This window comes from Thorsellia kenyensis, from assembly GCF_042432445.1.
Taxonomy (GTDB): Bacteria; Pseudomonadota; Gammaproteobacteria; order Enterobacterales; family Thorselliaceae; genus Thorsellia; species Thorsellia kenyensis.
The window spans coordinates 58,489-72,698 of record NZ_JBHLXE010000024.1 but is presented as its reverse complement, the minus strand read 5'-3'; the positions used below and the strand labels follow the sequence as shown (position 1 = coordinate 72,698).

Annotated in this window: 10 protein-coding genes; 9 read left to right on the top strand and 1 reads right to left on the bottom strand. The window is 36.6% G+C overall.

All coding sequences use genetic code 11. The annotated features are described in order from the left end of the window. Positions 1–12: 12 nt before the first annotated feature. The 9 genes from ACFFIT_RS02380 to ACFFIT_RS02340 all read left to right on the top strand — a co-directional run bounded on the left by ACFFIT_RS02380 (position 13) and on the right by ACFFIT_RS02340 (position 11,819). The gene (locus ACFFIT_RS02380; RefSeq protein WP_385876037.1) at positions 13–1,392 is read left to right on the top strand and encodes an MFS transporter; all 1,380 of its coding nucleotides are present in this window, start codon (positions 13–15) and stop codon (positions 1,390–1,392) included. Positions 1,393–1,647: 255 nt separating this feature from the next. Then, on the top strand, positions 1,648–3,009 hold the full coding sequence (allB, locus tag ACFFIT_RS02375; protein WP_385876035.1) for an allantoinase AllB: 1,362 nt from the start codon (positions 1,648–1,650) through the stop codon (positions 3,007–3,009). 56 nt (positions 3,010–3,065) lie between these two features. Continuing rightward, complete coding sequence (locus tag ACFFIT_RS02370) at positions 3,066–4,157, top strand: oxamate carbamoyltransferase subunit AllH family protein (protein ID WP_385876033.1); 1,092 nt, start codon at positions 3,066–3,068, stop codon at positions 4,155–4,157. A 182-nt stretch (positions 4,158–4,339) separates the two neighbouring features. Continuing rightward, positions 4,340–5,869, top strand: a complete 1,530-nt coding sequence (locus ACFFIT_RS02365; protein WP_385876032.1) for an AllF/FdrA family protein — start codon at positions 4,340–4,342, stop codon at positions 5,867–5,869. 16 nt (positions 5,870–5,885) lie between these two features. Next, entirely contained in the window at positions 5,886–7,304 is a 1,419-nt protein-coding gene (locus ACFFIT_RS02360) for a YlbE family protein (protein WP_385876030.1), read from the top strand. Beyond that, complete coding sequence (locus tag ACFFIT_RS02355) at positions 7,301–8,908, top strand: L-lactate permease (protein ID WP_385876028.1); 1,608 nt, start codon at positions 7,301–7,303, stop codon at positions 8,906–8,908. The genes ACFFIT_RS02360 and ACFFIT_RS02355 overlap by 4 nt, the downstream gene beginning before the upstream one ends. Before the next feature lie 337 nt (positions 8,909–9,245). Then, positions 9,246–10,004, top strand: a complete 759-nt coding sequence (locus ACFFIT_RS02350) for an IclR family transcriptional regulator domain-containing protein (RefSeq protein ID WP_385876026.1) — start codon at positions 9,246–9,248, stop codon at positions 10,002–10,004. A gap of 38 nt (positions 10,005–10,042) precedes the next feature. Then, positions 10,043–11,014: a carbamate kinase gene (arcC, locus tag ACFFIT_RS02345; protein ID WP_385876024.1), complete on the top strand. Its 972-nt coding sequence runs from the start codon at positions 10,043–10,045 to the stop codon at positions 11,012–11,014. A gap of 298 nt (positions 11,015–11,312) precedes the next feature. Beyond that, on the top strand, positions 11,313–11,819 hold the full coding sequence (locus ACFFIT_RS02340; protein WP_385876022.1) for a lysozyme inhibitor LprI family protein: 507 nt from the start codon (positions 11,313–11,315) through the stop codon (positions 11,817–11,819). A 266-nt stretch (positions 11,820–12,085) separates the two neighbouring features. Here ACFFIT_RS02340 and ACFFIT_RS02335 read toward each other — a convergent pair whose 3' ends face one another. Continuing rightward, a complete protein-coding gene (locus ACFFIT_RS02335) occupies positions 12,086–14,143 on the bottom strand; it encodes an exoribonuclease II (protein ID WP_385876020.1) in 2,058 nt (685 codons plus the stop codon). Between the last annotated feature and the right edge of the window lie 67 nt (positions 14,144–14,210).

The window sequence follows — 14,210 nt, the reverse complement described above, 5'->3', positions numbered from 1 at the left end:
TTTGGAGGCTATATGAGTAAGGATGCTCAAAAACAAGGTCAAGAACAATTAGAAAATTCTCTTGATACAATTGGCGTAACTAAATCCCACAAAGTCATTCTAATATTGATTTTAGCAGGGGTCATGTTTGATGTATTTGAACAAAATACAATCGGTTTAATCGGTCCTTTACTTAAAGAGTACTGGGGTATTACACCAGAAAAAATTGGGTTATTAAATACTGTAACCTTTATCTTTGCAGCTATTGGGCGTATTACTTCAGGTTATTTTTCTGATTTATATGGTCGACGTGTGATGCTACGTTTTAATATTGGATTTTTTGCCATCGGGAGTGTACTTTGTGCAATTTCTCCGAATTACGGATTCTTACTCTTTAGTCGTGCGGTGGTCGGATTTGGTCTAGGGGGAGAAATATCTACTGCTGTCACTATTCTTTCTGAATTTTGTTCAACACGGTTCAGAGGTACAGCGGTTGGATTGGTAAATGTAGGGGGTGGTGGACTTGCTAATATGCTTGCTCCAGCTATTGCATTAGGTGTATTTACTTTAATACCCACAGAAGGAAATTGGCGCTATCTTTATGTCACACTTTTTGTGCCTACACTCATTATCTTCTACTTTAGAAAATATATACCGGAGTCACCAAGATATCTATTATCTAAGGGCAAGGTAGAAGAGACCAATAAAGTCTTAAGTATTTTATCGTCAGGTAAACTCTCATATCAAGGTAATACGACGCCATACATTACTGCTCAAGTTCCAAAAATTGAAATGGAAAGTCGCTTAATGATATGGAAAGGGATCTTCCAAGGTAAATTATTAATACGTACCATAATCATTGGTATTGCCGTCAGTATGGCTTATGGTTCTCAAATTTCAGTTTTAAGCCTTATGCCTACAATTCTGGTTGAAAAAGGGTTAACAATTGAAAAAAGCTTCACTTTTACTATCATTATGCAAACAGGTAGCTTATTAGGTGCCATTACTGCCGCTTGGTTGGGTTACTATGTTCCACGTAAAAGGGTACTTATGCTAGGAGCTACACTTGCAACAGCTATGGCGCTATGTTTTGCTTTTGTAGCGAATTCTATGTTTCAAGTCATATTGTTTGGTGCATTTTTTCAGTTCAGTGTGTTACTACTAAACACAACGTTATGGATGTATGCGCCTGAGTTATATCCAACAAAATTTAGGGGGTTTGGTACCGCATTTATTCTAGCGCTAGGATCTTGTGCTGGTTCTTTAGCGCCAATTTTTGCTGGAAAAATATTAAAATTTGATGGGGCATATGGTGGAATACCTGGTATGTTTACCATGATTGCAATATTTTACGTCATTTTATTTACCTCAGTGCTTTTTGCGCAAGAAACATTTGGTAAGCCTGTAGAGTGATTTTAGTTGGTAATTTAAAAAGCAAGAAAGATCAAGCCGTACATCATTAAAATTTAATCGTATTGCTTGATCAGCAAAAAATAACTATTAATAATGTTCTATATGAAAGCAATGATTAAAGAGTAGGTGCATTAATAGGGCTGCATTAATAGGAATGTAAACGTCTCAAGTCTATAAAGTTTAGATTATAGATTAACAAGTTAAGGCCTGATTTTAATATTGAAGTTTTGTCATCTATATGAACAAGGATATGTTATGAAATATGATATGTTGATAAAAAATGGAATGGTCGTTTTAGAAAATGATGCGCTCAAATTAGATATTGCAATTAAACAAGGTAAAATTGTCGCATTAGGGCATGAGTTAGGCGATGCTAGGCAAACCATCGATGCATCAGGACAGATAGTCATGCCAGGAATGGTCGATCCTCACATGCATATTTCTGAACCAGGCAGAACGGAGTGGGAAGGGTATAAGACTGCGGGTAGAGCTGCAGCAAAAGGAGGGGTAACAACCTTAATCGAAATGCCTTTAAACCAACTACCTGCAACCGTAGATGGCCCCTCTTTGGCTGCTAAATTCGAGGCAGCAAATAATAAGCTAACCGTGGATATTGCACTTTTTGGCGGACTTGTTCAAAATAATTTAGATAAATTGCATGAATTAGAAGAAGGTGGGGTTGTTGCTTATAAATGTTTTGTCGCAACGTGTGGAGACAAAACACTCGATAATGATTTTAGTGAAGTAAATGATTATGACTTTTTTAAAGGGGTTTCACAAATCGCTGAGTTTAATAGTTTGATAGCAGTTCATGCCGAAAATGCAGCTATTTGCGATGGGTTAGGACGTGAAGCGATAGTAGAAAAAAGACTGACAGCAAAAGATTACGTTAATTCAAGACCTGTATTTGCAGAAGTCGAAGCGATACGAAGGGTTTTATATCTTGCAAAAATAGCCAATTGTGCTATCCATATTTGTCATGTTAGTAGCCCCGAGGGAGTTGAGGAAGTAACTAAAGCACGTGCGCAAGGTCAGGACGCAACTTGCGAATCTTGTCCGCACTATTTTACAATCAGTACTGAAGAATTTGCACAGATAGGCACACTCGCTAAATGTTCTCCTCCTTTAAGAGACAAAAATAATCAAAAGCGGTTATGGGATAAATTATTTGCAGGAGAAATAGACTTTTTGGGCTCAGATCACTCTCCTTGCCTACCTCATATGAAGGAGGGAAATATGATGGAAGCATGGGGTGGCATTGCAGGTGTTCAAAATAGTCTAGATTTAATGTTTGATGAAGCGGTACAAAAAAGAGGTATGTCACTAGTCCATTTTTCAAAGCTCATGGCGACAAATGCAGCTAACAGATTTAAGCTCAGAAATAAAGGCAGTATCGCATTAGGTAAAGATGCAGATATTGCAATCATAGCACCTAATTCCTCCTACACACTGAAGCATGAAGATTTAGAATATCGTCATAAGTTAAGTCCTTATGTAGGCAGAACCATCAATGCCCAAATTATCAAAACAATTCGACGTGGCGAGGTTATTTATGACATTTATCGTGGAGTAATTGAAAATACTCAAGGTCGTTTTATTTTAAAACACCAGCAATAGTGGTATAACTTACAAATAACTAAGTTATCTAACTATTTAAAGTAAGGTGTGAGTAAATGAGAATTGTTGATATATCCAATTATGTAAACTTGAGTGAGTTTAAACAATTAAAAGTTTTGGCTTGTTTTTCTAAAGCGATATATTGCATGGAAGTTTCTGGCAATAAAAAAATCATTTGCTTCACACCTGATAGAATTTCATTGAGTAGTTTATCTATCCGGATTTCTGACTTTGATACACTTTTGGCTTATTGTACTGAAAAAATGCATGAAAATATTTTGATTTCATTAGAATTGGTAGACACAACATGCAAATTAGATCGAAGGATTAGCTTGCAGACTAGTGAGATGAAAACGAAGGACTGTTTTTTATCGTTGGGAAACCGTTGGCACATTAATATATTTTCAGAATTTCCAACAGCAATATACAGTGATGAGCTGAGTGATGAAATGAATAGAATTTCAACTATAGGCCTTGGAAAGTTACTTCCCATTCTGATTAATGCACCTTTATTTGATCGCTTTGCGAAGGGTACTCTAAATATTACTACTGCAAGAGCAAGCGTTGCCCGCTATTTTGATGCCCTTATAGATCTAGCTTTAGAGAATAGATTCATTAATTTTACAAGGAAAAATTATCAGCATGATAGCCTGAACAGTGCTTATTTAATTGAGATCTTAAGTGCACTACGGTGGTTGTATTTGGGGGCAATATTGAAACATGAACCCTACATTTCAACAGGATTAAACCAATTAATAGGGCATGGTGAAGGGTTAACTCCTGCTGGAGATGATTTTATTGTAGGCTTTATAGCAGGTTTACGCTACTTTGGGCAAACAGAGTTATTAGATATGACGGTATCTATAACTCATAATATTAAAGAAAATACAAATCGTATTAGCCAAGCCTTCTTGAATAGTGCATTAGAGGGATATTTCTCCGTTGCCTTAACTGATTGCATGAGCAATTTCGCTCGATTACTGAAAACAGCTGCACAAGTAGAAGGTGTAAAACTCACACTTAACAAAATGAATGAACAAGAAGAATTTATTGCATCATTAGTCGTTTTACAAAAAATTGGGCATAGCTCTGGAATAGATGCTTTGGTTGGGACGTGGTTTGCCACTTTAGTCATTAAAAGGCAATAACTAAAAAGGCAATAACTAAAAAGGTAATAATTAAGGTAATAAATAATTAAAAAGGTATTTCAATTTTTTTGTAGGATTTATCTTGTTTAGATAAGTTTCACGTTATTTGCTACAGGAGTGGCAATAAAAGTATTAACATCAAGTTGATACGGTTCATTAGTTGATATTAGAGAGGGATTTAAATGTCAGTTGTCAAATCAATTGTCCTTAAGGATACCTACAGAGATTCTGTATTTTTAATGAAATTATCTGTACAAGCAAAAGAAGAAAGTGGAGCAGAGCAAATTTCAGCAATGATGGCCACAGATAGAAATAAGGATTTATATAAAACATCAGGGTTGTTGACTGATGAAATAAACCAAGCCAAAGCTGATGATCTAGCGATTGCTGTGAGAGCGAAAGAGGACATCATCGAAACTTGTCTTGCAAAAGTTCAGGAATTACTTGATGCAGCTCCTAAAAAACAAGGGCAAGCAGGTAAAGAAATTCCCACTACCATTACCAAGGCTTTAAATGAGCTCGAAGGCAAAACAACGGTACTTATTAGTTGTGCTGGCGATTACGCACAGTATGAAGCAGCGACAGCTGTCGTAAAAGGCTGCGATGTTGTTTTATATAGTGATAATATTTCACTTGAAAATGAACTAGCCTTGAAGCAATTGGCTAAAAGTAAAGGGTGCTTAGTAATGGGACCTGATTGTGGGACTGCTATTATTGATGGAGTGCCATATGCATTTGCTAATACCATCGGTAAAGGACCAGTCGGGGTAATTGGAGCATCTGGAACTGGACTACAAGAAGTGACATGTTTGTTAGATAGGTTGGGAGTAGGTATTAGCCAAGCGTATGGAACAGGCGGACGAGATCTCAAAGACGAAATTGGAGGAATAACCGCCATAAGTGCGTTTGAGCGTTTAATTGCAGATGAAACAACTAAAATTATCGGTATTGTTGGTAAGCCTCCCGGAGCTAAAACCCGTACGCGTTTAATTGAGCTTGCGAGCAAAGCGAGTAAAAAAGTAGCAGTTCATTTTTTAGGTGCTGAAAATTACGATACTGAAAAAGCTGCAAACGTTCCTTATGCTGAGAACCTAACTGATTTTGCTTGTTTACTCGCAGAGCTTGCTCATCATGGTTTGAATACCAAAGAAAAATTCAGCCTTTTACCTGATTTAGCAAAACCCAAAGGTAAGTATATTCGAGGACTTTTCAGTGGTGGTACCTTATGCCAAGAATCGGCTGAAATAGCAGGTAAAATTATTGGAAAAGAACTTTATTCCAACCTTTCAGTCGCAGGATTTAATACGGTTACGGCCTCTATGCCGAGTGTAGGTAACTGTTTTTGGGACTTTGGAGATGATGAATTTACTGTAGGTAGACCTCACCCTATGATGGCACCTGAACTGAGAATGGAACATTTAGTAAACACTTTATTAGATGAAGATGTTGCTGTTGTTATTGCTGATTTAGTGATTGGTTTTGGGGCTGCAGAAGGGCAAGCTGAGGCATTTGTTAAAGCCTTAGAAAGAGCTAAAAAGCTGTCGAAAGGGAAAAGTGATGAAAAAATAGTTGTAGTTTCGGTATGTGGAACAGAAAAGGATATTCCAGCACGTCAAACCGTAGCCAATCAGCTTGCCGATGCAGGAGTTCGTGTATTTGAAAGTAATGCTATTGCTGCGACTTGGGCTTGTCGTGTAGTTGTAAATAAATAATAAAGGAGTATAGAACATGTCTGGACAAAATGTCATAAATCTAGGGGTTGATAGTTTTTTACACGCGTTTGAAAAAAATGAAATACCTCATGTTAATTTAGATTGGAAACCTCCTGCGCAAGGTGACACGGAATTGATAAATATTTTATTCCGTTTAGCCACTGAACTGGTGGATGAAAAAGGTGACAGTCTCATTGATAAAGCCAATAACGAAGCATTTGATAAAATGAGAGCAGGCCAGCCAGTGCTCAAGAGAATTCGTTATGCACATGAAGTCATCCCAGGAATGACTAAAAAGAGCATTTATCACGCTGGACCACCGATTGCATGGGAGGAGATGTGTGGTCCGATGCAGGGCGCCTTTATTGGAGCTTTAAAGTATGAGGGTTTAGCAAAGACTGATGACGAAGCCATTAAATTAATGCAAAGTGGAGAAATCACTTATGGTCCTAATCATTACAATCAATGTGTAGGTCCGATGACAGGCATGATATCTTATTCTATGCCGCTCTTTGAAGTTGAAAATGAAACCTATGGCAATAAGGCCTATTCCACTATTAATGAGGGCATTGGTAAAGTAATGCGTTTTGGTGCGAATGGAACTGAAGTCATTGAACGCTTACATTGGTTAGAAAAAGTATTAGCACCTGCTTTAGATAAAGCATTAATAGCTTCTGGTGGTATAAACCTTAAAAATATAATGTCTCAAGCATTGACGATGGGAGATGAGATGCATCAACGTAATGTCGCTGCAAGTTTGCTTTTTTATCGTCAAATCAGTGGGGAATTAACTGAAGCAACCCAGGGTAATGAACATGCAAAAGATATTGTGGAATTCGTTGCTAAAAAAAATGAACAATTTTTCCTAAATCTTGCTATGGCTGCAACTAAAGCAATTGCAGATACTGTAAGAGATATTCCATATTGTACAGTATTAACTGCAATGAGCCGTAATGGCGTCAATTTTGGTATTAACGTCAGTAGTCTGGGTAAAGAATGGTTCGAAGCGCCATGTCTTAAACCTAATGCACTTTATTTTCCAGGGTATAGTGAAGCAGATGCGAACCCTGATATGGGTGATTCTGCTATTGTTGAGTGTTATGGCATAGGGGGAATGGCAATGGGAGCTGCGCCAGCTGTAGTACGCTTTGTAGGGGCAGAAAGTGTCTATGAAGCCTTTAAATACACTGAATCAATGCGAGAAATAGCGACGGGACTTAATAATGATTTACCCATACCGACTATGGATTTTGCAGGAGTAGCACTTGGTATCGATATACGTAAGGTGGTAGCTACAGGATTATTACCTATCATCAATACGGGAGTAGCACATAAAATGGCGGGTGTTGGGCAAGTCGGAGCTGGTATAGTGACACCGCCTATGGCTATCATGGTTAGTGCACTTAAAGCATTCGCAGCAAGGTATCTTAAATGACGACCCCTGTCAGTTTATTAACATGGTCGGCGGCTATTTTGCCGATCGTGTTGTTGCTTTATCTGCTCATTATCCGACAGTGGGCAGTAGTAGATGCTGCTATCTTTGGGCTAATAACGACGTTAATAACCGCTTTTTTTGTTTTTAAAGCACCGATTTTGACATTGAGCGTCGAAATAACGAAAGGGGTATGGAACAGTCTCTCTATTATCGCGGTGATTATTCCAGCCATTTTTTTATATGAATTAAGTCTTAAAGTTAATGCCTTTAAATCGATTCAGCAAGCTCTTACACAAATGATCCCAGATAGGTTTCTACAAGTGCTAGCCATTGGCTGGTGTTTTGCCAGTTTTCTACAGGGGCCCTCAGGATTTGGTGTGCCTATTGCAGTGACAGCTCCGATACTTATAGGCATTGGTATTAGACCTTTTTATGCAGTCGCTATTCCTTTGATAGGACATTCTTGGGCGGGTACTTTTGGCACCTTAGGATTAGGCTGGCAGGCATTGATGCAACAAATAGGAATAAATCCAACAAGCCCTTTATATCTAGAGACAGCACTTTGGACTACGCTATTTACCGGAATTGTAGTGTCATTTTCTGGATTTCTTATTGCTTATATTTATGGCGGAATGAGGGCAATAAAACATGGGTTTCCTGCCATAGTGATCTTGGGATGTGTTTTTTTTGTAGGACAAATGATCACCTCCCATTACTTTAGCGCTTTGAGTGCTGTTGTACCTAGTACTATAGCACTGGGCGTGATTTTTTTGATAGCAAAACTTCCTTGCTATCAAGGGAAATCAATACCATGCCGCATAGAGAATGTGGCTAGTGACCGTACTTTTGCAACAAATAATGATACAAAATCGACCTCAATTAGTTTTTTTGAGGCATTATTACCTTATCTTGTGTTAGTTTTTCTCTCAGCGATTGTATTAATTGTTCCTTCGATAAAAAAATATTTAGGACAATTTACCATGAGTCTGTCCTTTGCAAGAACGACTACAGGGTATGGATTTGAAAATCCCGCAATAGAGATTTATGGGCAGGTAGCTTGGTTTACCCATTCCGGATTTTTTTTGTTGGTATCTGCTTTGATTACTTATATATTTTTTTATGCAAAAGGTTTGATTAAAAAGGCAGAAACATCAAAAATGCTCAGGGTAACGATTGAAAAGTCCGTACCTCCTGCCTTATCAATTATGTTATTATTGATAATGAGTAAAGTCATGAATGGAAGTAATCAAATTGGGGTTCTCGCCCTAGGCACTGCTACTGTTACTGGTGGCTATTATACTTACTTTACACCACTTGTTGGTATGATAGGAACTTTTATGTCATCTAGTAATGTGAGCTCAAATATTTTATTTGCTGAATTTCAATCCTCAATGGCTGAAATTACGGGTAAAAATGTTGCTCTGTTGCTCGCAGCACAAACAGGTGGTGGTGCGGTGGGGACTATGATTTCACCTTCAAATTTATTGCTTGGAGTAACAACAGCAGGTATTCTAGGACAAGAGGGTAATATCATAAAAAAATTGTTGCCTTTTATAGTTTTTTTAGTGATTATCATCGGTATACTTACACGAATTTTTGCGTGAGTAAGAAATTTTAGTGTTCTATTCAAAATTATTTATAAGGTGATCATTTGAAATTGAATCATGTGAATATAGTCGCAATAAGAAGACTTATTGCTATTTTACTCCTTAGCATAAGTGCTATACTTTTATATCAATCGGGCATATGGATCTCAATTGGTTATTTTTTATTTATTTGTGCTTTACTCATTGGATTTAATCGCCCGCTATTTAAAAGCAAGCTAAAAAAAGAGTAAAAAGAGATTTTAAGTAAATAATTATTGCTACTCCTTTTATGATTTTTAACTAGTATGGTGATAGATGAATATTAATCAAACTGAACAAGGGAGTAAGTCAGTCGATGGTACAATCTTTATCAAGAGGAATTCAACTCATTGAAGCCATAGCGCGTTCAAATCATGGATTAACACTTACAGAACTTGCAAATAAAGTTGGACTAGCAAATTCAACAACACACCGTTTATTAAAGACAATAGAATTAGAGGGACTAATTTACCAAGATTTAGCTAATGAGCGTTGGTTGGTTAGTGGTAAACTTTTTCATCTTGGAAGTGCATTTGCAAGGACAAGAGATCTTCTTGAAATTGCAACTCCTGTTATGAAGCACTTGATGCTTCGTATGGGAGAAACTGTCAATATATGTGTTATGGATGACAGTGTACTTGAAGCTGTATTAGTTGGGCAAGTTCAGTGTTTAGAAATTATGAGAATGGTTTCTCCTATAGGCTCAAAACTGCCTATACATGCCTCGGCAGCAGGCAAAATATTATTGTCTAATTATCGAGATGAAGAGTTGAAGGGAGTATTCGGTGAAAAATATACTCTTGAAAAGTATACAAGTAATACATTGCAGACTGTGCCTGAGTTGATTGATGAAATAAGAAAAGTCAAAAATTTGCAGTATGCAATGGATAATGAGGAGCAATTTTTATCCCTCAGATGCGTTGCTTCTGCTGTATATGATGAAAATCATCAAATCATTGCAGCTATTTCTGTTTCAGGCCCGTTGATTAGAATGAATGATGAAAAGACAAATCTTGCAATACATTCTGTAAAAGAAGCGGCAAACGAAATTTCAAAACGTTATACCAAAATTTAACGTGTTTTATGTTTAACTTTATTTAGGAAGGAGTTTTCATGACTGTAGCTAAGAAAGAAACCGTTGTTGTAGCAATTGGTGGTAATAGTATTATTACGGATAATGCTTCGCAAAGTGTTGGACACCAGTTATTAGCAATACAAAACATGGTTAAACCTATTGTAGATATAATCGAGCAAGGATATAACGTGGTGTTAACCCATGGTAACGGTCCTCAGGTTGGATTAGAATTGCAACGTTCTGAAATTGCACAAGCACAAGCGAACGTTCCGCCTCTTGAGTTAGTCAATTGTGTTGCTAATACTCAAGGTGGTATTGGTTATCTAATACAGCAGTGTTTGCAAAATGAATTGGCAGAAAGAAATGTTGCGCGTGACGTTGTTACAGTACTTACTCAAGTTGAAGTGGATGAAAATGATGTTTCATTCAAGGCGCCAAGTAAACCAATTGGTTCATTTTTTACAGAAGCTGAAAAAGATGAATTAGTTAAACAAAATCCAACGTGGCAATTTGTTGAAGATTCAGGCAGAGGGTATAGAAGAGTAGTTCCTTCACCTAAACCTCAAGGTATAATTGAACTCAACTCTATTATGAGTTTAATTCAAAAGGATATCGTTGTAATTGCAATTGGTGGTGGTGGCATTCCTGTTATTAAAGATTCAGCAAATCCAGGAAGAATTAAAGGGGTTGATGCGGTCATTGACAAAGATTTATCTACTGAACTTTTGGCAAGAACCTTGCATGCTGATATTTTGTTGATTACAACAGGTGTTGAGAAAGTCGCTGTTAACTTTGGTAAGCCTACACAAAAGAGCCTAGATAAAGTAACGATAGCTGAAGTAGAACAATACAAATCAGAGGGGCATTTTCCAGCAGGAAGCATGCTACCAAAGATTGATGCGGCAATCAGTTTTGTGCAGTCAGGTGGTAAAGCGGCTATTATTACCTTACCTGAAAAATTACTTCCTGCACTTAAAGAAGAAACCGGAACGCACATCGTTAAGTCTTAAATGATGGTGGTTTTTCGTATTAAATTTTAAAATCCTTGTGCGATAAGTGCGAGGATTTAAGAAGCTTGCAAAGCTACTACTATTTTTTTAGCCTCTTAAAGATATTACAATGCTTCGAGTTATGACATCACTTTTATCTTTAGAATAATTCAAATCTCTTTTTGGTATTATCTAATCATTGCTTTTAAATAAAAACCGTGAAAATTATTACTTAATAGAATACAAATAAAATTTCATTTATTTGTACTATCAAAGGGGATTTAAGCCAAGATATACTACGACAAATGACAAAGGACAAATGACAACTTTAATGAATAAATTGCAAAAACTTAAATGTAAAACATTTTATTTTCTGATAGCGCTGCTTTTCTTATCTTCTTTGAATGTACAAGCCGAGATAAACTGTGACGACGACACCAAACCAATTTACATGAATGAATGTGCTAATATGCAATTTAAAGAGGCAGATGCTGAACTTAATCAATTGTATAGTATTATCGTTTCAAGGTTAAAGACGTCAGATGCCATGCAGGATAACGAACATAACCGTGGCATGGCAGACGTAAGCCTGCTCGATAAATTAAAAAAATCGCAGCGTCTTTGGATTCAGTTTCGCGATGCTGAATGTAAGATTGCAGCACATAGCGTTTATGGAGGATCTATAGAACCTGTGATATATTCCGAATGCTTAACTAAAATAACTCAAAAACGAAATGAAGAATTATTAAAATATACTCTTTGTGATGATTATGATTTTACTTGTCCATTTCCAACAGCAGATGGTCCTATGTCAAAGGGAAAATAAACTGAATTTTCGCATGAGGTTTAGATTATTAACAATTTAAGTAATTAGATATTGAGTAATTAAAATATTGATGATAAAAGGATGGATTGTTGTCCATTGAATTTTTCTTAAGCTTAAGAAATTGTTTTATGTTTGTTTCTAAATCCAGTGGAAGTAAGTGATAGGTTACGAAGAAAGTACTTTTTTTAAGTTATTTAAATTTTTATTTATTCCAACAATCATCTGAGAGTTAAATGTTGCATCCACAGATGATTGTTGTTTTTTTGTTATGAAAATTTCGTTTGGGTTGAAAATATTATTGAACGTGTCTCTTTGCGTACTTCGTGAATTTTTACCTCTATAGATTGTCCACTAGTAAATACTTTTTCGCCTTTTATTTCTATATAGCCATCTTCTACTAGAGAAGCAATTTCATCCCTATTCGAATGAAGGAACGAGTTTGGAATGAAGCCAACGGCACCATTATCAATTAATTTAACACGCATACCTGCACGGTTAATATCAATAATTTCTCCTTTAAAAAGCTCATCTTTACCAGCAAAAGGTTCAAGATAAATCGCATACAACCAATTAGCAATAAATCTCTCGGCTTGTCTAGAGATTTTTCTTCTGATCATCAGATGATCACATAGACTCTCCTCTATAGCATCCGGTTTTTCCTGTGCTAATATAGATTTAATTAATCGATGATTAATAATATCTGAATATTTACGAATAGGTGATGTCCAAGTTGCATAACCTTTAAATCCTAATCCGAAATGAGGGCCAGGCTGTAATCTTATTTCCGCCATGGTTTGAAAACGTCTTAACCGGCTATCAATAAATTCAGTTGGTTCCAAAGCGAGTTTTCTTTTCAAGTCACAAAAACCGTTCAGTGTTAATAACGAATCGCATTCACAAGTAATATTATAATTGGCCAAAGTTTTTACTGCGGCTTCAATATGTTCTTTATCAAACCCTTCATGGACATTAAAAAGACCGTATCCGAGTTTAGATTCTAGAAAATCTGCACCACATAAGTTTGCTGCGAGCATAGACTCTTCAACCATTTTATTGGCAATACGACGTTCATCAATTTCAATGCTTAATACTGTTCCATCGTCACCGAGAATAAATTTATATTCTGGTTTATCATTAAAAATGAGTGCGTTTTTTTCACGCCATGCTTGGCGGCGCTTGGCAAATTCTGCTAATTGACTTATTTGTTTTTGTAATACTAAGTTGCTTGGTTTCCAATCACCTTGCATTTCAAGATAATCAGAGACGTTGGTATAACTTAGTTTATGTTTAGATTCAATGACGGCATTAAAAAAACGATAATCTGTGATGTCGCCAGATTCGTCAATACTCATTTCACAAGCGAGTACGCGTCTCATTTTATTTGGTATGAGAGAGCAGAGGTTATCAGAAAGTTCTCTTGGTAGCATAGGGACATTAAAACCTGGCAAATAACAGGTAAAACCTCTTTGCTTAGCGATTTCATCTATAGCTGATCCCGATGGAATAAATTCAGTCGGGTTTGCAATGGCGACAGTGAGTTTTAAAATATTATCTACATTCGTTACAAAAAGGGCATCATCCATATCGACGGTGGATTCACTATCAATTGTAAAAAAACAGTCATTACTTAAATCTTCAAATTGTCCATTATTCAATAGTGCGTCAAGACTTCTTTCTTCTGACAACAGACTATGAATATCATCAGGTAAGATAGGTGCAGTTCTTGGCAAATCCTGTTCAGCTAAAGTGACCCACCATGGTGCAAGAGGATCGTCACTGAATGTGATAAATTCTGTAATTTCTGCAAAGAAAAACAGTTGTTTATTTTTATTTTGGGCAGGAGAATCACTATCATATATTAGCCCTAGGGGATGCCCGACCAAGGTTGCTACCACCCAGTCACCATTTTTTAATTGAGTTTTAGTAGGATCTATGGATTTTTCATGACAAGCCATCTCAAAGCTATTTTTACCTGTTAAAGCTAATTTTGCGTTGATAGGGGTGTTAAGCTGGGGATGATCAGGAATAATTGCTAATCTTTGGTTTTCAAATTGTACTCTTGCAATAAAACGAGTTAATGAGGGTTGTATAAGCGCTTCTAATTTTGCAAATTCTTTTCCATTTTCGGTCTCTATTTTTGCACTTACCTTATCTCCATGTAGGACTTTTTTCATTTGTGGCGGAGGGATGAAGTAGCTTGTCTGGGCATCTACTTCTAAAAAACCAAAGGCCTTAGAAGTACTTTTAACGATTCCTTCGACCATAGGCGTAGAAACATGCAACTGTTGTTTTAATTGTGCGAGCAGAGGATTATTTTGAAACATAAGAACCTATTATTAAGAGTATTTAACTGAAGTCATGAGACAAATGCAAATGAATAAACAAAAAAAC